The sequence below is a fragment of the Serratia sp. EC4 genome, assembly GCF_059652115.1.
In genome coordinates this window covers 68,513-95,201 of sequence record NZ_JBNIDE010000004.1, presented here as the reverse complement: position 1 = coordinate 95,201, position 26,689 = coordinate 68,513, and the positions used below count along the sequence as shown (strand labels likewise).

Genomic DNA, 26,689 nt, shown 5'->3' with positions numbered 1-26,689 from the left:
GGCGAGGGGATCATTTGAAGCGCATCGACAGATCGAGTGCGGTGATGTGCTTGGTCAACGCGCCGACCGAAATGTAATCCACGCCGGTTTCGGCGAAGGTGCGCAGCGTCTCGCTGGTGACGTTGCCGGACACTTCCAGCTGGGCGCGGCCCTGGGTTTGTGCGACCGCCTGACGCATCATCTCTACGCTGAAGTTGTCCAGCATGATGATGTCGGCGCCGGCATCCAGCGCCTGCTGCAGTTCATCGAGCGACTCGACTTCCACTTCCACCGGCACGTCGGCGTGCAGCCAGAAGGCTTTTTCCACCGCGTTCTTGATAGAACCGGAGGCGATGATGTGGTTTTCCTTGATCAGGAAGGCATCGGACAGCCCCAGCCGGTGGTTGCTGCCGCCCCCGCACAGCACGGCGTATTTCAGCGCGGTGCGCAGGCCGGGCAAGGTTTTGCGGGTATCGAGCAGGCGAGTCCGGGTCCCTTCCAGCAGGGCCACGTAGCGGCTGACCTCGGTCGCCACGCCGGAGAGCGTCTGCACGAAGTTCAGCGCGGTGCGCTCGCCGGTCAGCATCACCCGCGCCGGGCCGCGCAGCCGGCAGAGCGGTTGGTTCGGCGTCAAACGGTCGCCGTCCGCCACCAGCCACTCCACCTGCACCTGATTGCCCAACTGAATAAAGACTTCGTTCAGCCAGCGGCGGCCACAGAACACGCCGGCTTCGCGGGTGATGACGGTGGCTTCGGCCTGTTTGTCTGCCGGTAACAATTGCGCGGTAATATCGCGCCCGGCGTCGACTTCCCCCCCCAGGTCTTCGCGCAGCGCCTGGGCGACGGCATAGGGAATATCACTTTCAATTCGTTCAAGAAGCTCGGTGCGGCGACTGTCGGCACTGTAGCGGCGTGTCGGCATGGAAAACTCCGAAATGGACGGTTAGATCGTAGGGGAACATGCTACTCTGTTGCAGGAATAAGTACCACCGCAGAGAGGTGTCTGATGCAGTTGGAAAATGGCTGGATTGTCGGGGTGACGCGAGTGCTCTCGCCGCACTGCGATCGGCGCCCGGATGACGAGCCGCCCTCGCTGTTGGTCATCCACAACATCAGCTTGCCGCCCGGCGAATTCGGTGGCCCCTATATCGACCAGCTGTTCACCGGCACGCTCGACCCTGCGCAGCACCCTTATTTTGCCGATATCCATCAGCTGCGGGTGTCGGCGCATTGCCTGATTCGCCGCGGCGGAGAGATCGTGCAGTATGTGCCCTTCGACCAACGCGCCTGGCACGCGGGCGTTTCCCTGTATCAGGGGCGCGATCGGTGCAATGATTTCTCCATCGGCATCGAGCTGGAAGGGACTGACCAGTTGCCCTACACCGAGGCGCAATATCGCACGCTGCAGGCGGTCACCGTGCTGCTGGCCGAACATTATCCACCGCTGGCGGCCCATATCGCCGGGCATTGCGATATCGCCCCCGGCCGCAAGACCGATCCCGGGCCGGCGTTCGATTGGGATCGCTATCTGGCATCTCTGGAACAACGCGGCGCGCCCGCCGACGCTATGCTTGAGACAAGAAAAAGGGAGAGGAATCGCTAATGACGCTGTTTACGCTGTTGCTGGTTTTGGCCTGGGAACGCCTGTTCAAGCTGGGAGAGCACTGGCAGCTGGATCATCGCCTCGAAGTGGTATTTCAGCGGCTGCATCGGGTTTCGCTGGCGCAGACACTGGCGATGACCGCCGCCTGGATGGTGATCGTCTGGGGCGTTCTGTGGCTGTCGCACGGGCTGTTCTTCGGCGTGGTGACGCTGCTGCTGTGGATCGTCATCGATCTGCTGTGTGTCGGCGCCGGCATCAAGCGCAAACACTACCGCGCCTACCTGAAAGCGGCGCGGCAGGGGGATATCCACGCCAGCGATCAGATGGCGGAAGAGCTGGCGTTGATCCACGGCTTGCCGGTGGACTGCAGCGAAGAGCTGCGCCTGCGCGAGTTGCAAAACGCGCTGCTGTGGATTAACTTCCGTTATTACCTGGCGCCGCTGTTCTGGTTCGTGGTCTTTGGGCCGTACGGGCCGATCGCGTTGGCGGGGTATGCCTTTCTGCGCGCCTATCAAACCTGGCTGGCGCGCCACAATACGCCGCTGGAGCGTTCGCAATCGGGCATCGATCACCTGTTGAACTGGCTGGACTGGATCCCGGTGCGTTTGGCCGGGGTGGCCTATGCGCTGTTCGGCCACGGCGAACGCGCGTTGCCGGCCTGGTTCGCCTCGCTGGGGGATCGGCATTCGTCGTCGTATCAGGTGCTGACGCGGCTGGCCCAGTTCTCGCTGGCGCGCGATCCGCATATGGATCCGGTGCAAACGCCGCGGGCGGCGGTGACGCTGGCGCGCAAGGTGACGATGATCATCGTGGTGGTGGTGGCGCTGTTGACCATTTACGGCACGCTGCTTTAAGCCGCTGAGCAAAACAAAACGGGCGCCGAGGCGCCCGTTTTGTTTGGCCATTCGGCCGGGATTACAGCTTGGCGAAGCAGCGACGCGCGGCGTCGATGGTGCGCTGGATGTCTTCCTTGCTGTGCGCCACGGACATGAAGCCCGCTTCGAAGGCGGACGGCGCAAGATACACCCCTTCTTCCAGCATCAGGTGGAAGAAACGCTTGAAGCGTTCCACGTCGCACTGCATCACGTCCTGGTAGCAGGTGACCGCCGGCGCGTCGGTGAAGAACAGGCCGAACATGCCACCAACGTTGTTGACCACCAGCGGAATATTCTCCTCCTGCGCCGCGTGCAGCAGGCCAGCGGCCAGCATCTCGGTCAGTTCGGTCAGCGTCTGGTGCACGCCTACCTGTGAGACTTCGGTCAAACAAGCGTAGCCCGCCGCCATGGCGATCGGGTTGCCGGACAGGGTGCCGGCCTGGTAGACCGGGCCGGTGGGCGCCAGCGCGTCCATCACCTCGCGACGGCCGCCGAAGGCGCCCACCGGCATGCCGCCGCCGATGATTTTGCCGAGGCAGGTCAGATCCGGCTCGACGCCGTAATAGGATTGCGCGCCGGCCAGCGCGACGCGGAAGCCGGTCATCACTTCGTCGATGATCAAGAGCGCGCCGTACTTGTCGCACAGGGCGCGCAGGCCCGGCAGGAATTCCGGCAGCGGCGGCACGCAGTTCATGTTGCCGGCGACCGGCTCGACGATAATACAGGCGATCTCGGACGGGTACTGTTCGAAGGCGGCGCGCACCGAATCCAGATCGTTATAGGTGCAGGTCAGAGTGTGCTTGGCGAAGTCGGCCGGCACGCCCGGTGAGTTCGGCTGGCCGAGGGTCAGCGCGCCGGAGCCGGCTTTCACCAGCAGGCAGTCGGCGTGGCCGTGATAGCAGCCTTCGAACTTGATGATTTTATCGCGGTTGGTGTAGCCGCGCGCCAGGCGGATGGCGCTCATGGTGGCTTCGGTGCCCGAGTTCACCATGCGCACCATATCCATCGTCGGCACCAGCTCGGTGACCAACTGCGCCATTTTGACTTCCATCTCGGTCGGCGCGCCGAAGCTCAGGCCGCGCTGCGCCGCTTCGATCACCGCGTCGCGGATCGCCGGGTGGTTATGCCCCAGCACCATCGGCCCCCAGGAACCGACATAGTCGATATAGGCCTTGCCGTCGGCATCGAACAGGTAAGCCCCGTCTGCCCGCTCGATAAACAGCGGCACACCGCCCACGCCGGTGAATGCACGCACCGGAGAGTTTACCCCGCCGGGGATCAACTGTTGCGCCTGGGCGTACAGACTTTCGGACTTGCTGTGTAGGCTCATAAATCGGCTCCTGGATTCTCTTTTGAATGATTTGACCGCGCTATTCTAGAGGAGAGCGCCGCGTTATGAAACGATCACAGTCAGATACCATTAACGGCAGCGTCCGCCGCCAGGTTGGGGTAGAATTATCGCCCTGCCTATTTGTATTACAAATTACCTGACGAATCACTCGCGATGACAGAATCACAATCACAGCCAGTCGGGACATTGAGCCCGCGTCTGCGCCGCAGCGATGCGGTGCGTCAGTTTATTCGCCGCGATAAAACCCCGGTGGCGATCCTGGTGATGGCCGCGCTGGTGGGGGCGCTGGCCGGTTTGCTCGGCGTGGCCTTCGATAAAGCGGTGGAGTGGGTGCAGCAGCAGCGGTTGGCTTCGCTGGCGCAGGTCGCCGACTCCTGGCTTCTGGTGTGGCCCCTGGCGTTTATCCTGTCCGCCGCGCTGGCGGCGCTGGGCTATTACCTGGTGCGGCGCTTTGCGCCTGAGGCGGGCGGCTCGGGCATTCCGGAAATCGAAGGCGCGCTGGAAGAGCTGCGGCCGGTACGCTGGTGGCGCGTGATCCCGGTAAAATTCATCGGCGGTATGGGCACGCTGGGGGCGGGCATGGTGCTGGGGCGCGAAGGGCCCACGGTGCAAATGGGCGGCAACGTCGGGCGCATGGTATTGGACGCGCTGCGCATTCGCGGCGCCGAGGCGCGTCATACGTTGCTGGCGACCGGGGCCGCCGCCGGGTTGTCCGCCGCGTTCAACGCGCCGCTGGCCGGCATCTTGTTCATCATCGAAGAGATGCGGCCGCAGTTCCGCTACAACCTGATCTCGATCAAAGCGGTGTTTATCGGCGTTATCATGTCGAGCGTGGTGTTCCAGCTGTTTAACGGCCAGGGGGCGGTGATCGCGGTCGACAAACTTTCTTCGGCGCCCATCAATACCCTGTGGCTCTATCTGGTGTTGGGGGCAATCTTCGGCGCGGTGGGCGTGGGGTTCAACGCGCTGATCTTCCGCACCCAAGACATGTTCGCGCGCCTGCACGGCGGCAGAATGCGCAATGTCTTGCTGATGGGCGGGCTGCTCGGCGGCGTGTGCGGCATTCTGGGGCTGATCCAGCCGGAGGCGGCGGGCGGCGGCTTTGGGCTGATCCCGATCGCCGCGGCGGGCAATTACAGCGTCGGCATGTTGATGTTCATTTTCATTACCCGAATATTCACCACGTTGCTGTGCTTCGGTTCCGGCGCGCCGGGCGGCATCTTTGCGCCGATGCTGGCGCTGGGCACGCTGTTCGGCACCGCCTTCGGGCTGGCGGGGGCGCATTTGTTCCCGCAGTACGGCATCGAGGCGGGCACCTTCGCCATCGCCGGCATGGGGGCGCTGTTCGCCGCCACGGTGCGCGCCCCGCTGACCGGCATCGTGTTGGTGCTGGAAATGACCGACAACTACCAGCTGATTTTACCGATGATCATCACCTGCCTCGGCGCTACGGTGGTGGCGCAGCTGCTCGGCGGCAAGCCGCTGTATTCGTCGATCCTGGCGCGCACCCTGCAACGGCAGGAGGCGCAGTTGGCGCGGGAGGCGGCGGAGAAAACAAGTAAAGAAAATACAACAAATGCGGTGAATACTTGAACGCAACACTCAGGTATCGGATAATCGTTAATATTAATCAGGCAGCCATAGTCGCGATCTGATGCTGAACAATGTTGGGAGTAAAGAGTATGAGTGATCAAACGGCACTGCCCCTGCAATTTACCGAGGCAGCAGCAAACAAGGTCAAGTACCTGATTGCTGACGAAGAAAATCCGAACCTGAAGTTGCGGGTTTACATTACCGGCGGCGGCTGCAGCGGATTCCAGTACGGCTTCACTTTTGACGACAAGGTCAACGATGGCGACATGACCATCGAGAAGCAGGGCGTGGCGCTGGTGGTCGATCCGATGAGCCTGCAGTATCTGGTCGGCGGTTCGGTGGACTACACCGAAGGGCTGGAAGGATCGCGCTTTGTGGTGACCAACCCGAATGCCAAAACCACCTGCGGTTGCGGTTCGTCGTTCAGCATTTGAGTTTGCCTGTCAGAACATCAACCCGCTCGCCTTACGGCCGGCGGGTTTTTTTATGCCTACCCTTCCACGAGGATCACTTCCGTGCCGTTCTCCTGCGCCGGACGGCCGCGAGTGATGCGCGGCTGCTCAGCGTTCGAGAATAAAGGCGGGCAGCTTGAGATGCCAGCGAATGGCCGCCAGCCGAATGGCCAGGGTGATGAGCATGCCCAGCATCATGGCCTGTTGCAGCGGCATGTTGAAGGTGTAGAACGCCGTGGCGTGCACGATGCCGCCGATGATGCAGGCGGTGGCGTAAATTTCGGTGCGCAGGATCATCGGGATCTCGCGCGCCAGCACGTCGCGGATAATGCCGCCGCCGACGCCGGTGATCACCCCCATGCAGATCGCCACCAGCGGGCCGGTGCCGGCCGCGAAGGCCTTGTTGACGCCGATGCCGACGAACACCGCCAGCCCGACGGCGTCCAGCACCGGCAGCACCCACTTCGGCAGACGGCGCGGTTGGCGCACCAGCAGCAGCGTCAAGACGCAGGTGATCATCGCCACAACCAGATCGGTGGGATCCTTGACCCAAAATACCGGGCCGTTGGCCAGCGCCATGTCGCGGATGGTGCCGCCGCCGACCGCGGTGACCACGCCCAATACCAGCACGCCGAACGGATCCATGCGCAGCTTGCCGGCCAATAGCACGCCGGAGACGGCGAACACCGCCGTGCCGAGAATATCCAACCAGAACACCAGCATCAGCGGATCTCCGCCAGCTGGCTGCACAGCTGCTGCGCCGCCAACAGGATGCGCGGCCCGCCGCGATTGAACCAGTCTTCGTTCAGCGCGATCACCGGCACCTGCAGCTGCGGCGCCCAGAAGGCTTTCACATTGGCGGCCTCTTTCTCGCCGCCGGTGATGACGATGGCCTGCGGCTGACGCGCCAGCACCTGCTCGCGGCTGATCTGCGGCCAAGGGGTGCGGCTGTCGGCGAAGACGTTCTGCCCGCCGCACAGCGCCAGCACCTGGCTTTGCAATGTGGCGCCGGAGCTGGTGAACAGCGGCTGGGTGCCGAACTGCAGCAGCACGCGCCGTGGCGAGTTAGCGGCGTACTGTTGCTTGAGAGCGGCGAACTGGCGGCGAAGGCCGTCCGCCGCCTGATGCGCCTGCTCCGGGTGCGGGCTATAGCGCGCCAGCTTGTCCAGCAAGCCGGCGATCCCTTCGAGATTGTCGGCGTCCGCATAGAAGATCGGGATGCCGAACGCGGCGAGCTGATCCAACGCGCGTTGTGGATTACCGCCGCGCCAGGCGAGGATCAGATCCGGCTTGAGCGCCAGCACCCGCTCCAGATTGATGCCCTGCCAGGAGGCTACCTGCTCCAGCCTGGCGGCCTGCGGCGGGTAATCGGAATAGGCGCTCGCCGCCACCAGCACATCGCCCATGCCGGCGGCATAGGCGAGTTCGGTGGCGTTGGGCGCCAGGCTGATCACCCGCTGGGCGGCGCCGACCGGCAGGGCCAGCCAGAGCGCCAACAGACAGAGCATCGAGGTGAAGCGCAGCCTCACATCAACCGCGCTTGGCCAGGGTTTGCAGCATGGCGTTGACCATCAGCGTGGACTGCTTGGCCGCTACCACCAGGAACTCGTCAAAGCTCATGTGCGATTCGCTGTCGGCGACGTCGGAAATGGCGCGCACCACCACGAACGGCGTGCCGAACAGATGGCAGACGTGGGCGATCGCCGCGGCTTCCATTTCCACGGCGGCGACGCGCGGGAAGGTGGCGCGGATGCGCGCCAGCGGCTCGGCGCCGTTGATGAAGGCGTCACCGCTGCAGATCAGGCCACGCACCGCGTGCAGATCCAGCTGTTTGATGCAGCTTTCCGCCAGCGCGATCAGCGCATCATCGGCGACGAACGCCGCCGGGCAGCCGGCCATCTGGCCCGGCTCGTAGCCGAAGGCGGTGACGTCGGCGTCGTGGTAGCGCACTTCTTCCGACACCACGATGTCGCCCACGCGCAGCGTGCTGGCCAGGCCGCCGGCGGAGCCGGTATTGATCACCACGTCGGGGCTGCAGTGCTCCAGCAACAGGGTGGTGCCCATGGCCGCAGAGACTTTGCCGATGCCGGATTTCAGCAGGGCCACGTCAACGCCGCCGATCTGGCCGGTGTAGATTTCGCAGCCCGCGCGCTGGATGGTTTGACGGTTTTCGATTTGATCGCGCAGCAGGGTGACTTCCTGCTCCATTGCGCCGATGATGCCTACTTTCATAAATAACACTCGCTGATTGGCCGTGAGAATTGCGGCATAGTCTATCATGGCTGTGTATCAGAGATAATGCGTTGCATCCGCTGCCGGGAATTGTTATCACGGGGGCAGGGCGCAACGGCGGAGAAACAGATGTCCGGGATCGACTTCAAGCAAAAAATCAGCTTCCAACGGCCTTTCAGCAAACCGATCGAGGCTGAGGAAGAGTACGACATCGTGCGGCAGTTCGAGAGCGATCGCGGGCGCATCGTCAACTCGGCCGCCATTCGCCGTCTGCAGCAAAAAACCCAGGTGTTTCCGCTGGAGCGCAACGCGGCGGTGCGCAGCCGCCTGACGCACTCGATGGAGGTGCAGCAGGTCGGGCGCCATATCGCCAAAGAGATCCTCAACCGCTTCAAACAGGCGGGGAAGATCGACGAACTCGGCCTGACCCGGCTTCTCGATCCGTTTGAAAGCATCGTGGAAATGGCCTGCCTGATGCACGACATCGGCAATCCGCCGTTCGGTCATTTCGGCGAATCGGCGATCAATGACTGGTTCGCCCAGCGGCTCGATCCCGCCAGCTGCGGCAGCGAGCCGGGCAGCCACGATCGCTGCCAGGTGGCGACGCTGCGCCTGCATGAAGGGGAGAGCGATCTGAACCGGCTGCGCAGCCGGATCCGTCAGGATCTCAGCCACTTCGAGGGCAACGCCCAGGCGATCCGCATGGTGTACAGCCTGCTCAAGCTCAACCTGACCTACGCGCAGGTCGGCTGCATTTTGAAATACACCCGCCCGGCCTACTGGGCGAGCGACATCCCCGCCAGCCACAGTTACCTGATGAAAAAGCCCGGCTACTATCTGGCGGAAGAAGCCTTCGTCGATCGGCTGCGGCGTGAGCTGCATATGGGCGAGTTCGATCGTTTCCCGCTGACCTACATTATGGAGGCCGCCGACGATATCTCGTACTGCGTGGCCGATCTGGAAGACGCGGTGGAGAAGAGCATTTTCACCGTCGAGCAGCTGTATCAGCACCTGATTCAGGAATGGGGCGAGGTGGCGCCGGGCGATCTGTTCGACAAGACCGTCGCCAGCGCGTTTCGCAAGATCGATCGCGGCGGCGCGCGGCGCAGCGCGGAAGATCAGTTCTTCATGTATCTGCGGGTGTTTACCGTGGCGCGGCTGGTGCCGCACGCGGCGCAGCGCTTTATCGACAATCTGGACGCGGTTTATCAGGGCAGCTTCAATCAGGCGCTGCTGGAGGATTCCAGCCCGGCCTACCGGCTGCTGAAAATATTTAAAAATGTGGCGTTCAAGCACGTGTTCAACCACCCGGAGGTCGAGCAGCTCGAGCTGCAAGGTTACCGGGTGATCAGCGGCCTGCTGGACATTTACAGCCCGCTGTTGGCGATGTCGCTGGCGGACTTCACCCTGCTGGTGCGTGAGGACAGCCACCGCGCGTACCCGATCGAAACGCGTCTGTTCCACAAGCTGTCCACCAAGCATCGGCTGGCGTATGCGGAGGCGGTAGAAGGGCTGCAGCATTTATCGCCGGAGCAGCAAGCCATTCGGGAATATTATTTCCGCGCGCGTTTATTGCAGGACTATATCAGCGGAATGACCGACCTTTATGCCTATGATGAATATCGTCGATTAATGGCGGCGGAATAATTAAGCTGAGGAATAATTATCAGCAATTCCAACCGGTTGGCTGTCTTGATTTTTGTAAAGACGGACAATATTTGTTTACTATTGCCAATCATCTGTGCCGGAACTTCAGGCTATTAATTAACTCTGAATAAGCACGCAAGACGGCCATTCTTTTTTGAACGACTTTATAAGAGACACACAGATGAAAAAAACCGCATTAGTTCTGAGCGCATTGGCATTCAGCATCGGCATGGCGATGGGCCCGGTGACGGCCAGCGCCGCTGAAACCGCCTCTTCCTCCACCCAACAGCTGCCGAGCCTGGCGCCGATGCTGGAAAAGGTGATGCCTTCCGTGGTGAGCATTAACGTTGAGGGCAGCACCACGGTCAACACGCCGCGCATGCCGCAGCAGTTCCAACAGTTCTTCGGTGAAGATTCGCCGTTCTGCCAGGACGGTTCGCCGTTCCAGGGCTCGCCGATGTGTCAGGGCGGTGAACAGCCTGGGCCGGATGGCCAGCCGCAGGGCACGCAGCAGAAATTCCAGGCGCTGGGCGCCGGGGTGGTCATCGATGCCGCCAAGGGCTATGTGGTGACCAATAACCACGTGGTGGATAACGCCAACAAGATCCAGGTGCAGCTGAGTGACGGCCGCCGCTTCGACGCCAAGGTGATCGGCAAGGATCCGCGCTCGGACATCGCCCTGATCCAGCTGAAAGACTTCAAGAATCTGACGGCGATCAAGATGGCGGATTCCGATCAGCTGCGCGTCGGCGATTACACCGTGGCGATCGGCAACCCGTACGGGCTGGGCGAAACCGCCACTTCGGGCATCGTTTCCGCTCTGGGGCGCAGCGGCCTGAACATCGAAAACTACGAAAACTTTATCCAGACCGATGCGGCGATCAACCGCGGCAATTCCGGCGGCGCGCTGGTTAACCTGAACGGCGAGCTGATCGGCATCAACACCGCGATCCTGGCGCCGGACGGCGGCAACATCGGTATCGGCTTCGCCATTCCGAGCAACATGGTGAAAAACCTGACGGCGCAAATGGTCGAGTATGGCCAGGTGAAACGCGGCGAGCTCGGCATCATGGGCACCGAGCTGAACTCTGAGCTGGCCAAGGCGATGAAGGTTGATGCGCAGCGCGGGGCCTTTGTCAGCCAGGTGATGCCGAAGTCTTCCGCCGCGAAGGCGGGCATTAAAGCCGGTGACGTGATCGTCACCATGAACGGCAAGGCCATCTCCAGCTTCGCCTCATTCCGGGCGGAGATCGGCACGCTGCCCGTCGGCAGCAAAATGTCGCTGGGCATTATCCGCGACGGCAAACCGGTGACCATTGATGTCACGCTGGAGCAAAGCGCGCAGACCCAGGTGGCCTCGGGCAATATTTACACCGGCATCGAGGGCGCCGAGCTGAGCAACACCCAGGTCGGCAACCAGAAAGGCGTCAAGGTCGACAGCGTGAAAGCCGGCAGCGCCGCGGCGCGCATCGGCTTGAAAAAAGGCGATGTGATCCTGGGCGTGAACCAACAGCCGATCCAGAACCTGGGCGAGCTGCGTAAGATTCTCGACAGCAAGCCGTCGGTGCTGGCGTTGAATATTCAGCGCGGCGAGAGCCAATTGTACCTGCTGGCGCAGTGATAAACGTCAGGCGCTAAAAGAAAAAGGCACGCTGCGGCGTGCCTTTTTGCGTAACGGCCTGCGAATTCAGGCAGGCTGCGTCAGATGTGCGTGCGCCGCGTGGATCACCAGTTCAATCTCATCCAGCAGCTCCAGCCATTCCGGCTCCAGTTCGTCGTTGGTGACGCCCTGGCGCAGTTGCCGCTCGAGGTAGAAACACAGCTGCTTGAGGCGTGGCACGCCGCTGTAGCTGCAACTGCCGTGCAGCTTATGGACCAGATCGAGGATTTCGTCGTCATGCTGGCCGTCGAGCAGCGCCTGCACCCGTTCGCGCACCTGCGGCAAGAAATCGAGCAGCATTTGCAGCAGATCGCGCGCCAGATCCGGTTTATTGGCCGCCTGACGCAACGCCAGCGGCCAGTCGAGCGACAGCGGCGCGTCGTCGGCGACGGCGTTTTCCATTTCGCCACTGTGATAGCGCGACAGCACGCGGGTCAGCATTTTCTCGTCGATCGGCTTGGCCAGGTAGTCGTCCATCCCGGCCTGCAACAGGTGCTCGCGCTCGCCGCTGGCTGCATGGGCGGTGACGGCGACGATCGGCGTGGAGTTGTGATGCGGCAGTTGGCGGATCAACTCGCTGGCGTGAATGCCGTCCATCTTCGGCATTTGAATGTCCATCAGGATCAGATCCAGCACGTTGTCGCGTGCCAGCGCCAGCGCTTCCTCGCCGCTCTCGCACAACAGGGTTTTTTCTACCTGTTCCCCCAACAACGTGCCGATCAGCTTCAGGTTAGCCGGGTTGTCGTCAACCGCCATCACCGTCAGCGGCAGGCGTTTACGCTCAGGCTGCGCGGTGAGGCGTGCCGGCGCCTCCATCCGGAGCATCGGGAACAGTCGGGTGCTGGTGATCGGCTTGATCAGGCAGCCGAGCGCGCCTTGTTGTTTAAGCAGCTCGGCATCGATCTGCGCCTGGCACGGCAGCGCCAGAATGACCCGATCGGCCAGCTTCAGCGAGGCCAGTAATTTGTCCTCGTGCTGCGCCATGTTGTCGCGGAACGGGATGGGCACGCCGGCCAGCAGGAAATCATAGTGGCTTGGCGGCAACTGGCCCAGCGTCGGCGAGTGGGTGATCACCAGTTGCGTGACGCTGAGCATGTTGAGCGTCGCCTGCGCCGCCGTCGGGTTGGACTCGATATAGGCCAGCGTTTTGCCGTTCAGATCCGGCAGGCTCGGCGCCAGCGACAGCATGCCCTCGTTCAGATCCAGCGTGATGTGGAACCAGAAGGTCGAGCCGCGGTTCAACTGGCTGTGGAAGCAGATATCGCCCCCCATCTCTTTCACCAGCTTTTGCGTGATCACCAGCCCCAGCCCGGTGCCGCCGTGGCGGCGGGAGATGCTGGCGTCCGCCTGGCGGAATGCCTGGAACAGCTGCGACTGCTGGCGTTCGGAGATGCCGATGCCGGTATCGTGGATCTGCACTTCCACTTCCACCCGGCGATCCAGCTGTTTGCGCAGCTCGACGCGAATGTCGATATTGCCGGTTTCGGTGAACTTGATGGCGTTGCCCAGCAGGTTGGTGATGATTTGCTGCAGGCGAAGCGAGTCGCCGATCACCTGCTCCGGCACGTCGTTGTGCACATCCAGCGTCAGCTCCAGGCCCTTGTCGTGGGCGCTGGGCGCCAGCAGCACCACCACTTCGTCCAGCGTTTCACGCAGGGCGAACGGAATATGCTCCAGCACCAGCTTGCCGGCCTCCAGCTTGGAGAAATCCAGCACGTCGTTGATGATGGTCAGCAGGTTGTTGGCCGAGCGCTCGATGGTCTGCAAATAGTCGGTCTGGGTTGCGCTCAGATCGGTTTTCAGCATCTGGCGGGTGAAGCCGATCACGCCGTTGAGCGGAGTACGCAGCTCATGCGACATGTTGGCCAGGAATTCGGACTTGATGCGCGCCGCCTCCTGCGCGCGTTTTTTCGCCAGATCCAGCTCGACGTTCTGGATCTCCATCTGCTCCAGCGTTTCGCGCAGGTCTGACGTGGCCTGATCGATGTTCTGCTGCATCTCTTCGTGATAGGCGGTAAGCGACATCGCCATCGAGTTGATGCCGTTTTTCAGCATGTGCAGCTCGCCGAGCATGTAGCCTTCCACGCGGCTGTCGAGCTGGCCGCGGCGGATGCGGTCGACGGTGTTCACCATATTGCGGATCGGGCCGGTCACGTCGCGCATCAGCCGGTAAGCGAACAGGATGGCGATGCACATGCACAGCAGCAGCAGCAAGGTGGAGACGAAGACCTCTTTATACTGCTGCAGCCGCACCGACTGCAGATCCAGCTCGATCGCCACATAGCCCAGGTTGTTGTCGGGATGGCTGCCGCCGTCGGCGGTTTCATCCGGATACTGGCTTTCCGACAGGATCGGCGTGCGCAGGATCAGCGAATCGCCGCGTCGGGTGAGCATCAGCTCGGTGGGCAACGGCACGCCTTTCGGCAACTGCAACTGAGCGAAGTTGTGGTGATAATTTGAGGTGACGAACAGGTTGTTCTGCGCATCAAACACGGTGATCGAACGCACGATATCCGAATGGCGGCGGTGCAAAAGGCTGACCAACTGCCTGACCGATTCGCGGCTGCGGAACGTCATGCCGTACTCGCTGGCCACCGCCAGCGGCTCGATGATGCTGGCGCCGGCGTCGACCAGTTGCTCCTGCAGCTCGTTATAGCGGTGCACCACGAAGAAGGTGCTGAGCAGCAAACCAATCAGCAAGGTCGGGGCCAGAATCAGGATCATCATGCGCGCACGCAGGCTGTATTTGGTCATGGGATTCCAATGTGGGAGAATTGACAGCTGACACTAGCTTAATGAACCAGCACACAATCGACAAATATGGCGCAATTCTACTCTCCCAAACGCCGCGTGACGACCCGGCAGAGCTCACAAATCTTCACCGTGACGGTGAGCGATCTCGATCCTTTTGGCCAGGGCGTGGCGCGCCACGACGGCAAAGCGGTGTTCGTGCCGGGCGTATTGCCGGGCGAGCAGGCGGAAATCCAGTTGACCGAAGACAAGCGCCAGTTCGCCAAAGGCAAGCTCAAACGCCTGCTGAGCCGCAGCCCGCAGCGGGTAGAACCGCGCTGCCCGCATTTTGGCGTGTGCGGCGGCTGCCAGCAGCAACATGCGGATGAGGCGCTGCAACAGCAGAGCAAGGCGGCGGCGCTGGTGCGCATGATCGCCCGCGAAACCGGCGTAACCCCGCAACAGGAACCGGTGATCGCCGGCCCGGAATACGGCTATCGCCGCCGCGCCCGCCTGAGCCTGGCATGGCAGCCGAAGCTGCAGCGCCTGATGATGGGCTTTCGCCAGGCGGCCTCCAGCGAGCTGGTGGCGGTGGAGCACTGCCCGGTGCTGCGGCCGGAGCTGGAACAGCTGCTGGCGCCGGTGCGCGCCTGCCTGAGCGGGCTGCAGGCGGTGCGGCGGCTGGGGCATGTGGAGCTGGTGCTGGCGGATAACGGCCCGCTGCTGGTGCTGCGCCATCTCGACGCGCTGAAAGAGGCGGATCGGCAGGCGCTGTTGGCGTTTGGCGAGCGGGAAAAGGTCGCCGTTTATCTGGCGCCGGACAGCGATCGGGTGGAAAAACTGTGCGGTGAAACGCCGTATTATCAGGTTGACGGGCTACGCTTAGACTTCAGTCCGCGCGACTTTATTCAGGTCAATGACGCCGTAAACCAACAAATGGTGGCGCAGGCCCTTGAATGGCTCGATATTCAACCCAATGATCGGGTGCTGGACCTGTTCTGCGGCATGGGCAACTTCACCCTGCCGTTGGCGCGCCGCGCCGCCGCGGTGGTGGGCATCGAAGGTGTTGCCACGCTGGTAGCGAATGGGCAATATAATGCACATAAGAATAAGCTGAATAATGCGTCGTTCTTCCATGAGAATCTGGAGGACAACGTTGCGCGGCAACCTTGGGCAGCACAAGGGTTTGATAAGGTGATGCTGGATCCCGCCCGCGCCGGTGCGGCCGGGGTGATGTCACACATTGTAAAACTGGCGCCGGCACGGGTGGTGTATGTTTCCTGTAACCCCACCACGCTGGCTCGCGACAGCAACGTGCTGTTGAACGCCGGTTATCGTCTTGCGCGCGTGCGGATGTTGGATATGTTTCCGCACACGGGGCATCTTGAATCAATGGCGCTGTTTATCAACGAGCGTGCGCCAGAGGTCGCTGCAAAGTAGGGAGAAGTTATGGTTGCGGTAAGAAGTGCACATCTGAATACGGCGGGTGAGTTCGCTCTCGATGAGTGGATCGCCGGCTTGGGGCTACCTAACCCGCAGTCATGTGAGCGATTGGCCGCAACCTGGCGTTATTGTGAGCAGCAGACCCAAAACCATCCCGACGCCTCGCTGCTGCTGTGGCGCGGCCTGGAGATGGTGGAAATTCTCTCGACGCTGAGCATGGACAATGACAGCATGCGCGCCGCGCTGCTGTTCCCGCTGGTGGACGCCGGCATCGTGCAGGAAGAGACCCTGACCGAAGCGTTCGGCAAGGGGATCGTCGCGCTGGTGCACGGCGTGCGCGATATGGACGCCATTCGCCAACTGAAAGCCACCCAAAACGACTCGATGGCCTCCGAACAGGTCGACAACGTGCGCCGCATGCTGTTGGCGATGGTGGAGGATTTCCGCTGCGTGGTCATCAAGCTGGCGGAGCGCATCGCCCACCTGCGTGAGGTGAAAGACGCGCCGGAAGATGAACGCGTGCTGGCGGCGAAAGAGTGTTCCAACATCTACGCCCCGCTGGCCAACCGGCTCGGCATCGGCCAGCTGAAGTGGGAGCTGGAGGATTTCTGCTTCCGCTACCTGCATCCGGAAGAATACAAGCGCATCGCCAAGCTGTTGCATGAGCGCCGCATCGATCGCGAACAGTTCATTGACGATTTCGTCGCCGGGCTGCGCGCAGAAATGGCCAACGAAGGCATTCGGGTGGAGATCTACGGCCGGCCGAAACACATCTACAGCATCTGGCGCAAGATGCAGAAAAAACACCTGGCGTTCGACGAACTGTTCGACGTGCGCGCGGTGCGCATCGTGGCGGAGCGCCTGCAGGATTGCTACGCGGCGTTGGGCATCGTGCATACCCACTTCCGCCATTTGCCGGATGAGTTCGACGACTACGTCGCCAACCCGAAACCCAACGGCTACCAGTCGATCCACACCGTGGTGCTGGGGCCGCGCGGCAAGACCGTCGAGATTCAGATCCGCACCCGGCAAATGCACGAAGACGCCGAGCTGGGCGTGGCCGCGCACTGGAAGTACAAAGAGGGCGCGGGCGTAACCGTGCGCTCCGGCTACGAAGAACGCATCGCCTGGCTGCGCAAGCTCATCGCCTGGCAGGAAGAAATGGCGGACTCCGGCGAGATGCTCGACGAAGTGCGCAGCCAGGTGTTCGACGATCGGGTCTATGTATTTACCCCGAAAGGCGACGTGGTGGATCTGCCGGCCGGCTCCACGCCGCTCGATTTCGCCTACCACATTCACAGCGACGTCGGTCACCGCTGTATCGGCGCCAAGATCGGCGGCCGCATTGTGCCGTTTACCTATCAGCTGAAGATGGGCGATCAGATTGAGATCATCACCCAGAAACAGCCGAACCCGAGCCGCGACTGGCTGAACCCGAACCTGGGATATGTCACCACCAGCCGCGGGCGCTCGAAGATCCACAACTGGTTCCGCAAGCAGGATCGCGACAAGAACATTCTCGCCGGCCGCCAGATGCTGGACAACGAACTGGAACACCTCGGCATCAGTCTGAAAGAGGCCGAAAAGCTGCTGATCCCGCGCTACAACATGAACTCGCTGGACGAGGTGTTGGCGGCGATCGGCGGCGGGGACATTCGCCTGAACCAGATGGTGAATTACCTGCAGGGCAAGTTCAACAAACCGAGCGCCGAAGAGCAGGATCGCGAGGCATTGCGCCAGCTGGTGCAGCAGAAAGCGCCGCCGCCGGCCCGCAACAAGGACAACGGCCGCGTGGTGGTGGAGGGCGTGGGCAACCTGATGCACCACATCGCCCGCTGCTGCCAGCCGATCCCGGGCGACGACATCGTCGGCTTTATCACCCAGGGGCGCGGTATTTCGATCCACCGTGCGGACTGCGATCAGCTGGTCGATTTGCAATCGCACGCGCCGGAGCGCATCGTCGATGCGGTATGGGGCGAAAGCTACTCCAGCGGTTATTCGCTGGTGGTGCGCGTGATGGCCAACGATCGCAGCGGGCTGCTGCGCGACATTACCACCATTTTGGCCAACGAAAAGGTCAACGTGCTGGGCGTCGCCAGCCGCAGCGACACCAAGAAACAGTTGGCCACCATCGACATGGATATCGAAATCTACAACCAGCAGGTGCTGAGTCGGGTGCTGGCGAAGCTGAACCAGCTGCCGGACGTGATAGACGCCAAGCGTCTGCACGGCAACTAAGCCCACATCGCCTTTCGGGCCGTATGCGCCATCGATACGGCCCGAGATCCATGAATTCGGTGGGCGCTCCCATGCGCCCTCATTCTTTCTCAGAGATTTTTTATGACCCAATCCACTCCGCTGCAGCGCCTGCTGAACATCATGAAAACGCTGCGCGATCCGCAGGTCGGTTGCTCATGGGACCGCAAGCAAACTTTCGCCACCATCGCGCCCTACACGCTGGAAGAGACTTACGAAGTGCTGGACGCCATCGAGCGGCAGGACTACGCCGATCTGCGCGACGAACTGGGTGATTTGCTGTTCCAGGTGGTGTTCTATGCCCAGATGGGGCAGGAGCAGGGGCTGTTCGATTTCGATGAGGTGTGCACCGCCATCAGCGACAAGCTGGAGCGCCGTCACCCGCATATCTTCGGCGACGCCGAGGCGGGAGACAGCGAAGCCGTGGCGGCGCGCTGGGAGCAGTTGAAGGCCGGCGAGCGCGCCGAAAAAGCGCTGCACTCGGTGCTGGACGACATTCCGCAGGCGCTGCCGGCGTTGATGAAGGCGCACAAGATCCAAAAACGCTGCGCCTCGGTCGGCTTCGACTGGAACACTCTGGGGCCGGTGCTGGACAAAGTGTATGAAGAGATCGACGAAGTGATGCACGAAGCCCGCCAGGCGGTGGTCGATGAGAGCAAGCTGGAAGAGGAGATCGGCGATCTGCTGTTCGCCACGGTGAACCTGTCGCGCCATTTGGGGCACAAGGCGGAGAATGCGCTGCAGGCGGCGAACCGCAAGTTCGAACGTCGCTTCCGCCAGGTGGAAGCGATCGTCCAGCAACGCGGGCTGCGGCTTGAAGACGCCACGCTGGAGCAGATGGAAGACGCCTGGCAGCAGGTGAAGCGCCAGGAAAGTTGAATCGCTGCGACGACAATGTTGATCGCAAACAAGGTTCACTCGAGCTGAAACGGTTAAGCTTGCGGTCAGGTCACAGGCGCATGGCTGCCGTCGGCAGCAAAAGGCCAACAAACTGAAATCTAAGGCGTTTTATCGCTCCTGAGGGGCGGTAAAAAGAAATTTTCTCCGCTAACTCTTTGTATTTCCTGGAGGGTTTAGGCGGCGCCGGCGGAGTAAACCCTGATGAACACGGGAGGGCGGCCGAGATGATGGACAGCAAAACGATCGTTTGTAGGTCAGGAGAGGTTCGGGTATACTACTTTCCCGTCCTGGTTCTTCCATCGTCTTTAAACCTAAACTCTCAGGTTCAGCATGACAACTAATTATATTTTTGTGACCGGCGGGGTCGTATCCTCTCTGGGTAAAGGCATTGCCGCAGCCTCTCTGGCGGCTATTCTTGAAGCCCGTGGCCTCAACGTTACCATCATGAAACTGGACCCGTACATCAACGTGGATCCGGGCACCATGAGCCCGATTCAGCATGGGGAAGTTTTCGTCACCGAAGACGGCGCAGAAACCGATCTGGATTTGGGTCACTACGAGCGCTTCATCCGCACCAAAATGTCGCGTCGCAACAACTTCACCACCGGCCGCATCTACTCCGACGTGCTGCGTAAAGAACGCCGCGGCGACTATCTGGGCGCGACCGTGCAGGTCATTCCGCACATCACCAACGCGATCAAAGAGCGCATCATCGAAGGCGGCGAAGGCCACGATGTGGTGCTGGTGGAAATCGGCGGCACCGTCGGCGATATCGAATCGCTGCCGTTCCTCGAAGCCATCCGTCAGATGGCGGTGGAAGTGGGCCGCGAGCACACTCTGTACATGCACTTGACGCTGGTGCCGTACATGGCGGCGGCGGGCGAAGTGAAAACCAAGCCGACCCAGCATTCCGTAAAAGAGCTGCTTTCCATCGGTATTCAGCCTGATGTGCTGATTTGCCGTTCCGATCGCGCGGTTCCTGCTAACGAACGCGCTAAAATCGCGCTTTTCTGCAACGTGCCGGAAAAAGCGGTTATCTCTCTGAAAGACGTTGATTCTATTTATAAAATCCCAGGCCTATTGAAATCTCAGGGGCTGGACGATTATATTTGTAAACGATTCAGCCTGAACGCGCCGGAAGCCAACCTGGCCGAATGGGAACAGGTGATCTACGAAGAAGCCAATCCGGGCGGCGAAGTGACCATCGGTATGGTCGGCAAATACGTTGAGCTGCCGGACGCCTACAAGTCGGTAATCGAAGCGCTGAAGCACGGCGGGCTGAAAAACCGTTTGACCGTGAACATCAAGCTGATCGACTCGCAGGACGTGGAAACGCGCGGCGTGGAAGTGCTGAAAGGGCTGGATGCGATCCTGATCCCGGGCGGCTTCGGCTACCGCGGCGTGGAAGGCAAAGTGATGACCGCGCGCTATGCGCGCGAGAACAACATTCCTTACCTGGGCATTTGCCTGGGCATGCAGGTGGCGTTGATGGAGTTCGCTCGCAACGTGGCGGGGATGGAAAACGCCAACTCCACCGAGTTTATGCCAGACTGTAAGTACCCGGTGGTGGCGTTGATCACCGAATGGCGCGACGAAGACGGCAACGTCGAAGTGCGCAGCGAAGAAAGCGATTTGGGCGGCACGATGCGCGTAGGTGGCCAACAGTGCAACCTGAGCGACAACAGCCTGGTGCGTCAGCTGTACGGCGAACCGACCATTGTCGAGCGTCACCGTCACCGTTACGAAGTTAACAACATGCTGTTGAAGCAGATCGAAGCCGCAGGGCTGCGTGTCGCCGGTCGTTCCGCCGACAACAAGCTGGTTGAGATCATTGAACTGCCGAATCACCCGTGGTTTGTAGCCTGTCAGTTCCACCCGGAATTTACGTCTACGCCGCGTGATGGGCATCCGCTGTTCGCCGGCTTCGTGAAAGCCGCAGGCGAGCATCAGAAGCGCCAGGTGAAATAACATATTTGGTAGGCGGCGCGCGGTGAGAACCGCGCGCTGTTTGTCTGGAGTTTTAGTTTAACTTGTACTGAGGAAAACCTAATGTCCAAAATCGTTAAAGTCATCGGTCGTGAAATCATCGACTCCCGCGGTAACCCGACTGTTGAAGCCGAAGTTCATCTGGAAGGCGGTTTCGTAGGCCTGGCTGCTGCGCCGTCAGGTGCTTCTACCGGTTCCCGCGAAGCGCTGGAACTGCGTGACGGTGACAAGTCTCGTTTCCTGGGTAAAGGCGTACTGAAAGCCGTTGCCGCAGTAAACGGTCCGATTGCTCAGGCAGTACTGGGTAAAGATGCCAAAGACCAGGCGAACATCGACAAGATCATGATCGAGCTGGACGGCACCGAGAACAAATCCAACTTCGGCGCCAACGCCATTCTGGCGGTTTCCCTGGCAGCAGCGAAAGCGGCCGCAGCCTCTAAAGGCATGCCGCTGTACGAGCACATCGCTGAACTGAACGGCACCCCAGGCAAATTCTCCATGCCACTGCCGATGATGAACATCATCAACGGCGGCGAGCACGCTGACAACAACGTCGACATTCAGGAATTCATGATTCAGCCGGTTGGCGCGAAAACCCTGAAAGAAGCGGTGCGCATCGGTTCCGAAGTGTTCCACCACCTGGCGAAAGTTCTGAAAGCCAAAGGCATGAACACCGCCGTGGGCGACGAAGGCGGCTACGCGCCAAACCTGGGTTCCAACGCCGAAGCGCTGGCGGTTATCGCTGAAGCGGTAAAAGCGGCGGGCTACGAGCTGGGCAAAGACGTCACTCTGGCGATGGACTGCGCGGCTTCCGAGTTCTACAAAGACGGTAAATACGTGCTGGCCGGCGAAGGCAACAAGGCCTTCACTTCCGAAGAGTTCACTCACTTCCTGGAAGAGCTGACCAAACAGTACCCAATCGTGTCTATCGAAGATGGCCTGGATGAATCCGACTGGGCAGGCTTCGCTTACCAGACCAAAGTTCTGGGCGACAAAATCCAGCTGGTGGGCGACGATCTGTTCGTAACCAACACCAAGATCCTGAAAGAAGGCATCGAGAAAGGCATCGCTAACTCCATCCTGATCAAGTTCAACCAGATCGGTTCTCTGACCGAAACCCTGGCAGCTATCAAGATGGCGAAAGACGCCGGCTACACCGCGGTGATCTCTCACCGTTCCGGTGAAACCGAAGACGCGACCATCGCCGACCTGGCGGTAGGGACTGCGGCTGGCCAGATCAAAACCGGTTCCATGAGCCGTTCTGACCGCGTTGCCAAGTACAACCAACTGATCCGTATCGAAGAAGCGCTGGGTGACCGTGCGCCGTTCAACGGCCTGAAAGAAGTTAAAGGCCAATAAGTTCGACCTATTCGGTTGCTAAATAAAAACCCGCTGCGGCGGGTTTTTTTATGTTTTAAATTCGTGATGATTGTCAGTTTAATAATAAGTTTTTCATTGAATGTGTAGTTTTGTTTAACCCGATAATTTCATTAAAGATAGTAAATGCGTTTATTTTATATTCCCATTTTATTTGCTTTATAACTATTCGTTACTAGACTGCCAATAAGGCAGTTTATTTTTCGCCGTTCTGCCGTAGACCTTCATCATCACCATACCTTAATACTGCCGGCTTGCTGGCCGGTTGAGCGAGGGCTTGATGCGACAGCGAATCATCATTGTCGGCGGCGGAACCGGCGGCACCATCCTGGCCAATTTATTGGCCGCAAAATTGCACCGGGAAATTATTAATAATAAAGTCGAGTTATTAATGATATCGGATTCACCGCTGCATTATTACAAGCCGGCGTTTATGTATGTGGCGTTCAATACTTTTTTCAAGCAAGAGCTCACGCGCTCACAGCGGAGTTTATTGCGGCCAGAAATACAGTTTATTATTGATAAGGCGGAATCTTTCGATTTAAAACAGCGAAGCATAGCTACGCAAAGCGGTAAATTTTATTCCTATGATTTTCTGGTTTTCGCCACCGGCTGCGTACCTTGGCCAGAGCGCATCGAAGGACTGGCGCAGGCGGGCGATCATTTTTACCAGTATCAGGCCGCCAGGCGGTTAGCGCATAAATTGGCGACGATCGAGAAAGGCCGCATTTTCATCACCGTGTCCTTCCCTGAAACGCCCAACGTGCCCCATCAGTGCGGCATTGCACCGATCGAAACCACCCTGATGCTGGATGACTACCTGCGGCGGCGCGGCGTGCGCAAGGCGGTGGAGATTGTGTACACCTATCCGACCATTTCTCAACTCTTGCGTAACTGCCTGTTTTTACAGCGCCCGACCGGCGAAGCGCTGCCCGCCATTTTTGCCGCGCGCGACATTCGCCACCAGCGAGGGTTTACCCTCAGCCGGGTAGACGCCCAGCGTAACGTCGCCTATTCCGCTGAGGGGGAAGAGCAGCCGTTCGACATTCTGATGGCGACGCCGCCGATTCGCGCAGTCGAGGCGGTGCGCAACACCGGGTTGAGCGAGAGTCAAAACGGTGAAGGCTGGCTGCCGACCGATCATCAAACGCTGCAGGTCTACGGCCAGCAGGGCGTGTATGTCATAGGCGATACCGTGGATTTGCCGGTCAGCAAGGCCGGCGGCTCTTGCCATAATCAGGCGCCGGTCATTGCCGACAACATCGTGGCGGAAATACGGCTGGGCCACACAGTGAGCCATTATGACGGCAAGGTGCAGGCGGTCGCGCAAATGGGGCTGAATGCCGGCATGCCGCTGGTGTACGACTATCGTCACGACGTGCTGCCGACGCCCGCCACCAAGGTGGGCGGCATGCTGCGCAATGGGTTTAACCGCGGCCTTTACTGGGCCACGGTAAGGGGGCTGATATGACGGAAAGCACGGTGCATGCGGCGGACCTGCAATCATTGGCGGCGTTGCTCGAGAAACTGCAGCCGCTGCTGGCGGGCGGCCGGTTGGATAACGTGGTCGATCTGTTGTCGCTGTTGTCGGACGTGGTGGATATTGCCGACAACGCGCTGGTGGAGAAACTGGCCGGCGTCTTTGAAGGTTTGGTGACCCTCGGCTGGGAAGGCGGAACGGCGCTGCAGATGGCGCACAGCGAGCTGCAGTTGAATCCTCCGCCGGCCAGTTTTCGCGCGCTGTACGCCTTGCTGAAGCAGCCGGATACCCTGCTGGGGTTAACGCTGCTGCTGCGTACTTTACAAATCATCGGCAAGCGCGCGCGAGACAGCGCGTTGCCGTCAGCCCTTCCAGATGAATCGTCGAATTAAGCTTCACCCACTCAGGTAAGGAGTTGTGTTATGTCCGCTACAGCAGTTGGCCACGACTTTGCCACCCGGGCTATTCATTACGGCTACGATCCTCAGCGGTATCAGGGTGCACTGTCTCCACCGGTGTTTATGAGCTCTACGTTTGCTTTTCCCACGGCGGAATACGGCGGCGCCTGCTTTGCCGGCACCGAGCCGGGGTACTTTTATTCGCGCATCGCCAACCCGACGTTAAACCTGCTCGAGCAACGCATCGCCAACCTGGAGGAGGGGGAGGCGGCGGTGGCGTTCGCTTCCGGCATGGGGGCGATCACCGCGTGTTGTTGGACGCTGCTCAGACCGGGTGATGAGCTGATTGTCGATGAAACCGTCTATGGTTGCACCTTCAGCTACTTTCATCATGGTCTGGCGCGCTTTGGCGTCAAGATAACCCACGTTGACCTGACCCGGCCGGAGCGGCTGGCGTCGGCCATGGGGCCGCATACCCGGCTGGTGTATTGCGAAACGCCGGCCAATCCCAACATGCGCTTGATCGATATCGCCGCCGTGGCGGAGATCGCCCATCGGCATCAGGCGCTGCTGCTGGTGGACAACACCTACTGTACGCCCTATCTGCAGCGGCCTCTGGCGTTAGGCGCCGATATCGTGGTGCACTCGGCGACCAAGTACCTCGGCGGGCACGGCGATCTCCTGGCCGGGATAGCGGTGACGCGTCAGGCGTTGGCCGAGGCGATCCGTCTGGAGGGGCTAAAGGACATGAACGGGGCGGTACTGTCGGCGCAGGATGCCGCGCTGGTGCTGCGCGGGATGAAAACCTTGCCGCTGCGCATGGATCGTCATTGCGATAACGCGCAGCGCCTGGCGGAGATGCTAACGGAGCATCCGGCGATCGAGCGGGTGTATTACCCCGGCCTGGCGAACTTCCCGCAACATGCGTTGGCGCAGCGGCAAATGGCGCGCCCCGGCGGCATGCTGGCGTTTGAACTGCGGGGCGGAATGCGTGCGGGCATTCGCTTCCTCAATGCGCTGCAGCTCATCTTGCGCGCGGTCAGCCTGGGCGATTGCGAAAGCCTGGCGCAACACCCGGCCAGCATGACGCACTCGGCCTACATGCCGGAAGAGCGGAAACGGCACCACATCAGCGAGGGGCTGGTGCGGCTGTCCGCCGGGCTGGAGACGTTTGACGATCTGCAGGCGGATATCCTGCAGGCGCTGGCGCAGGCGCAATAAAAAAACCCGCCGCAGCGGGTTTTGGCCGAAGCGAGCGTTACATCTGTTGCGTCGCTGTGGTCACCGGCGAACCGCCGCCTTTTTTGCGCACCCACAGCCAGTAAGCCGCGGTGAGGAACGCGATCCACACCAGCCCGACGTACAGCGCGATGCGGCTCTCTTCGAAGTAGCCGAGCAGGCCGATGACGAACGCCATAAAGGCGGTCGCCAATGCCGGCGCCACCGGCCACCATGGCACCGGGAAGCTCAACTGACGTGTTTCTTCCGGCGACAGCGTGCGGCGCATGACGATCTGCGACAGCAGGATCATCAGCCACACCCAGACGGTGGCGAAGGTGGCGATCGAGGCGATGATCATGAAGACCTTCTCCGGGATCAGGTAGTTGAGCACCACCGCCAGCAGCAGGGCGATTGACATGACCAGCACCGTCATCCACGGCACGCCGCTGGCGGTCAGCTTGGTGAAGCTGCGCGGCGCCTGGCCGTCCTGCGCCATGCCGTACATCATGCGGCCGGCGCCGAAGATGTCGCTGTTGATGGCCGAAATGGCCGCGGTGATCACCACCACGTTCAGCACGTTGGCGGCGGAGCTGATGCCGAGGTTGCTGAAGATCTCAACGAACGGGCTGCCGTTCTGGCCGATGCTGTTCCACGGATAGATCGCCATCAGCACCATCAACGTCAGCACGTAAAACAGCAAGATGCGCACCGGTACGGCGTTGATCGCCTTCGGCAGCACTTTGGCGGGGTCTTTCGCCTCGCTGGCGGTGATGCCGATGATCTCGATGCCGCCGAAGGCGAACATCACTACCGCTAATGACGCGACCACGCCGCCAATGCCGTTAGGCATAAAGCCGCCGTGCTGCCACAGGTTGCTGATGCCGGTGGCGTGCTGGGCTTGCCCGAAACCGAACAGCATCACCGCCGCACCGCCGACGATCATCGCTACGATGGCGGCGACCTTGACCAGCGACAGCCAGAACTCCAGCTCGCCGAAAACCTTGACGCTGCACAGGTTGAGCGCGCCGATAAACAGGATGATGCTGAGCACCCAGACCCACTGGGCGACGTCCGGGAACCACAGCCCCATATAGATGCCGAAGGCAGTGACGTCCGCCAGGGCGACGATCACCATTTCAAAGGTGTAGGTCCAGCCGGTAAGGAATCCGGCCAGCGGGCCGAGATAGTGGCTGGCGTAGTGGCCGAACGAGCCGGAAACCGGCTGGTGCACCGCCATTTCACCCAGCGCGCGCATCACCATGAATACCGCCGCGCCGCCCACCAGGTAGGCCAGCAGCACCGCCGGGCCGGCCAGCTGGATGGCGCCGGCGGAGCCGTAGAACAGGCCGGTGCCGATCGCCGAGCCGAGAGCCATGAAACGGATATGCCGCGCGTTTAGTCCGCGTCTGAGTTGTGTCGTTTCGTTACGCATGTTGCTTCCCGTTAAGTGTTTGCCGAACAGGCACGCGCTGCCCGCGCCGGGTGGAACGCACCCGGCGGGGCAGA

The 26,689-nt window shown here is 60.8% G+C and carries 21 protein-coding genes; 14 read left to right on the top strand and 7 right to left on the bottom strand.

Annotated elements, in window-relative coordinates:
* Positions 1-10 precede the first annotated feature (10 nt).
* Positions 11-901, bottom strand: coding sequence for a carboxylating nicotinate-nucleotide diphosphorylase (gene nadC / locus ACP39K_RS13945; protein ID WP_049200299.1), 891 nt, complete (start codon positions 899-901; stop codon positions 11-13).
* 84 nt (positions 902-985) lie between these two features.
* On the opposite strand from nadC, the gene ampD reads away from it, so the two are divergent.
* Both ampD and ampE read left to right on the top strand, forming a co-directional pair.
* Positions 986-1,582 carry a 1,6-anhydro-N-acetylmuramyl-L-alanine amidase AmpD gene (gene ampD, locus ACP39K_RS13940; protein ID WP_033641266.1) on the top strand — a complete coding sequence of 199 codons (597 nt, stop codon included), beginning with the start codon at positions 986-988 and terminating at the stop codon, positions 1,580-1,582.
* Complete coding sequence (ampE, locus tag ACP39K_RS13935) at positions 1,582-2,436, top strand: beta-lactamase regulator AmpE (protein ID WP_004932714.1); 855 nt, start codon at positions 1,582-1,584, stop codon at positions 2,434-2,436. The genes ampD and ampE overlap by 1 nt, the downstream gene beginning before the upstream one ends.
* Positions 2,437-2,497: 61 nt before the next feature.
* On the opposite strand, the gene hemL is transcribed toward ampE, so the two are convergent.
* Positions 2,498-3,787, bottom strand: coding sequence for a glutamate-1-semialdehyde 2,1-aminomutase (gene hemL, locus ACP39K_RS13930; RefSeq protein ID WP_015376661.1), 1,290 nt, complete (start codon positions 3,785-3,787; stop codon positions 2,498-2,500).
* Positions 3,788-3,961: 174 nt separating this feature from the next.
* Here hemL and clcA point away from each other — a divergent pair, with 174 nt between their 5' ends.
* On the top strand, positions 3,962-5,401 hold the full coding sequence (clcA, locus tag ACP39K_RS13925; RefSeq protein WP_033641268.1) for a H(+)/Cl(-) exchange transporter ClcA: 1,440 nt from the start codon (positions 3,962-3,964) through the stop codon (positions 5,399-5,401).
* A gap of 89 nt (positions 5,402-5,490) precedes the next feature.
* On the top strand, positions 5,491-5,835 hold the full coding sequence (gene erpA / locus ACP39K_RS13920) for an iron-sulfur cluster insertion protein ErpA (RefSeq protein ID WP_033641269.1): 345 nt from the start codon (positions 5,491-5,493) through the stop codon (positions 5,833-5,835).
* A gap of 126 nt (positions 5,836-5,961) precedes the next feature.
* Here erpA and ACP39K_RS13915 read toward each other — a convergent pair whose 3' ends face one another.
* Genes ACP39K_RS13915 through mtnN form a run of 3 tightly spaced genes read right to left on the bottom strand, consistent with a single transcriptional unit; the run spans position 5,962 to position 8,085 of the window.
* Complete coding sequence (locus ACP39K_RS13915) at positions 5,962-6,576, bottom strand: TRIC cation channel family protein (protein ID WP_015376663.1); 615 nt, start codon at positions 6,574-6,576, stop codon at positions 5,962-5,964.
* Positions 6,576-7,361: a vitamin B12 ABC transporter substrate-binding protein BtuF gene (btuF, locus tag ACP39K_RS13910; protein WP_115116622.1), complete on the bottom strand. Its 786-nt coding sequence runs from the start codon at positions 7,359-7,361 to the stop codon at positions 6,576-6,578. Before btuF ends, ACP39K_RS13915 begins: the two co-directional genes overlap by 1 nt.
* A gap of 22 nt (positions 7,362-7,383) precedes the next feature.
* Positions 7,384-8,085, bottom strand: a complete 702-nt coding sequence (gene mtnN, locus ACP39K_RS13905) for a 5'-methylthioadenosine/S-adenosylhomocysteine nucleosidase (RefSeq protein ID WP_004932702.1) — start codon at positions 8,083-8,085, stop codon at positions 7,384-7,386.
* A gap of 129 nt (positions 8,086-8,214) precedes the next feature.
* On the opposite strand from mtnN, the gene dgt reads away from it, so the two are divergent.
* On the top strand, positions 8,215-9,732 hold the full coding sequence (gene dgt / locus ACP39K_RS13900) for a dGTPase (protein ID WP_016929068.1): 1,518 nt from the start codon (positions 8,215-8,217) through the stop codon (positions 9,730-9,732).
* A gap of 181 nt (positions 9,733-9,913) precedes the next feature.
* A complete protein-coding gene (gene degP / locus ACP39K_RS13895) occupies positions 9,914-11,353 on the top strand; it encodes a serine endoprotease DegP (RefSeq protein ID WP_033641270.1) in 1,440 nt (479 codons plus the stop codon).
* Positions 11,354-11,419: 66 nt separating this feature from the next.
* Here the strand turns inward: degP and barA are convergent, their stop codons facing one another.
* On the bottom strand, positions 11,420-14,146 hold the full coding sequence (gene barA / locus ACP39K_RS13890) for a two-component sensor histidine kinase BarA (protein ID WP_033641271.1): 2,727 nt from the start codon (positions 14,144-14,146) through the stop codon (positions 11,420-11,422).
* A 66-nt stretch (positions 14,147-14,212) separates the two neighbouring features.
* Between barA and rlmD the strand changes: the two genes are divergently transcribed.
* The 8 genes from rlmD to ACP39K_RS13850 all read left to right on the top strand — a co-directional run bounded on the left by rlmD (position 14,213) and on the right by ACP39K_RS13850 (position 25,183).
* Complete coding sequence (gene rlmD, locus ACP39K_RS13885; protein ID WP_016929065.1) at positions 14,213-15,562, top strand: 23S rRNA (uracil(1939)-C(5))-methyltransferase RlmD; 1,350 nt, start codon at positions 14,213-14,215, stop codon at positions 15,560-15,562.
* A gap of 9 nt (positions 15,563-15,571) precedes the next feature.
* Positions 15,572-17,803, top strand: a complete 2,232-nt coding sequence (relA, locus tag ACP39K_RS13880; RefSeq protein ID WP_004932686.1) for a GTP diphosphokinase — start codon at positions 15,572-15,574, stop codon at positions 17,801-17,803.
* Positions 17,804-17,905: 102 nt separating this feature from the next.
* Positions 17,906-18,700 (top strand): nucleoside triphosphate pyrophosphohydrolase, encoded by a 795-nt coding sequence (mazG, locus tag ACP39K_RS13875; protein ID WP_033641273.1) that lies wholly within the window; start codon positions 17,906-17,908, stop codon positions 18,698-18,700.
* A gap of 351 nt (positions 18,701-19,051) precedes the next feature.
* Entirely contained in the window at positions 19,052-20,689 is a 1,638-nt protein-coding gene (gene pyrG / locus ACP39K_RS13870; protein ID WP_004932674.1) for a glutamine hydrolyzing CTP synthase, read from the top strand.
* Positions 20,690-20,770: 81 nt separating this feature from the next.
* Positions 20,771-22,066, top strand: coding sequence for a phosphopyruvate hydratase (eno, locus tag ACP39K_RS13865; protein ID WP_004932670.1), 1,296 nt, complete (start codon positions 20,771-20,773; stop codon positions 22,064-22,066).
* Between the two features lie 298 nt (positions 22,067-22,364).
* The gene (locus tag ACP39K_RS13860) at positions 22,365-23,555 is read left to right on the top strand and encodes an NAD(P)/FAD-dependent oxidoreductase (RefSeq protein WP_049300184.1); all 1,191 of its coding nucleotides are present in this window, start codon (positions 22,365-22,367) and stop codon (positions 23,553-23,555) included.
* The gene (locus tag ACP39K_RS13855) at positions 23,552-23,956 is read left to right on the top strand and encodes a hypothetical protein (RefSeq protein WP_079450094.1); all 405 of its coding nucleotides are present in this window, start codon (positions 23,552-23,554) and stop codon (positions 23,954-23,956) included. Before ACP39K_RS13860 ends, ACP39K_RS13855 begins: the two co-directional genes overlap by 4 nt.
* A 30-nt stretch (positions 23,957-23,986) precedes the next feature.
* Positions 23,987-25,183 carry a methionine gamma-lyase gene (locus ACP39K_RS13850; RefSeq protein WP_497008591.1) on the top strand — a complete coding sequence of 399 codons (1,197 nt, stop codon included), beginning with the start codon at positions 23,987-23,989 and terminating at the stop codon, positions 25,181-25,183.
* Between the two features lie 37 nt (positions 25,184-25,220).
* Here ACP39K_RS13850 and ACP39K_RS13845 read toward each other — a convergent pair whose 3' ends face one another.
* A complete protein-coding gene (locus ACP39K_RS13845; RefSeq protein ID WP_033641276.1) occupies positions 25,221-26,615 on the bottom strand; it encodes an amino acid permease in 1,395 nt (464 codons plus the stop codon).
* Positions 26,616-26,689 lie beyond the last annotated feature (74 nt).

Bases quoted from the DNA above. Each gene is read 5' to 3' on its own strand.
- nadC (WP_049200299.1), bottom strand. From the start codon at position 901: ATGCCGACACGCCGCTACAGTGCCGACAGTCGCCGCACCGAGCTTCTT.
- ampD (WP_033641266.1), top strand. From the start codon at position 986: ATGCAGTTGGAAAATGGCTGGATTGTCGGGGTGACGCGAGTGCTCTCG.
- ampE (WP_004932714.1), top strand. From the start codon at position 1,582: ATGACGCTGTTTACGCTGTTGCTGGTTTTGGCCTGGGAACGCCTGTTC.
- hemL (WP_015376661.1), bottom strand. From the start codon at position 3,787: ATGAGCCTACACAGCAAGTCCGAAAGTCTGTACGCCCAGGCGCAACAG.
- clcA (WP_033641268.1), top strand. From the start codon at position 3,962: ATGACAGAATCACAATCACAGCCAGTCGGGACATTGAGCCCGCGTCTG.
- erpA (WP_033641269.1), top strand. From the start codon at position 5,491: ATGAGTGATCAAACGGCACTGCCCCTGCAATTTACCGAGGCAGCAGCA.
- ACP39K_RS13915 (WP_015376663.1), bottom strand. From the start codon at position 6,576: ATGCTGGTGTTCTGGTTGGATATTCTCGGCACGGCGGTGTTCGCCGTC.
- btuF (WP_115116622.1), bottom strand. From the start codon at position 7,361: ATGCTCTGTCTGTTGGCGCTCTGGCTGGCCCTGCCGGTCGGCGCCGCC.
- mtnN (WP_004932702.1), bottom strand. From the start codon at position 8,085: ATGAAAGTAGGCATCATCGGCGCAATGGAGCAGGAAGTCACCCTGCTG.
- dgt (WP_016929068.1), top strand. From the start codon at position 8,215: ATGTCCGGGATCGACTTCAAGCAAAAAATCAGCTTCCAACGGCCTTTC.
- degP (WP_033641270.1), top strand. From the start codon at position 9,914: ATGAAAAAAACCGCATTAGTTCTGAGCGCATTGGCATTCAGCATCGGC.
- barA (WP_033641271.1), bottom strand. From the start codon at position 14,146: ATGACCAAATACAGCCTGCGTGCGCGCATGATGATCCTGATTCTGGCC.
- rlmD (WP_016929065.1), top strand. From the start codon at position 14,213: ATGGCGCAATTCTACTCTCCCAAACGCCGCGTGACGACCCGGCAGAGC.
- relA (WP_004932686.1), top strand. From the start codon at position 15,572: ATGGTTGCGGTAAGAAGTGCACATCTGAATACGGCGGGTGAGTTCGCT.
- mazG (WP_033641273.1), top strand. From the start codon at position 17,906: ATGACCCAATCCACTCCGCTGCAGCGCCTGCTGAACATCATGAAAACG.
- pyrG (WP_004932674.1), top strand. From the start codon at position 19,052: ATGACAACTAATTATATTTTTGTGACCGGCGGGGTCGTATCCTCTCTG.
- eno (WP_004932670.1), top strand. From the start codon at position 20,771: ATGTCCAAAATCGTTAAAGTCATCGGTCGTGAAATCATCGACTCCCGC.
- ACP39K_RS13860 (WP_049300184.1), top strand. From the start codon at position 22,365: ATGCGACAGCGAATCATCATTGTCGGCGGCGGAACCGGCGGCACCATC.
- ACP39K_RS13855 (WP_079450094.1), top strand. From the start codon at position 23,552: ATGACGGAAAGCACGGTGCATGCGGCGGACCTGCAATCATTGGCGGCG.
- ACP39K_RS13850 (WP_497008591.1), top strand. From the start codon at position 23,987: ATGTCCGCTACAGCAGTTGGCCACGACTTTGCCACCCGGGCTATTCAT.
- ACP39K_RS13845 (WP_033641276.1), bottom strand. From the start codon at position 26,615: ATGCGTAACGAAACGACACAACTCAGACGCGGACTAAACGCGCGGCAT.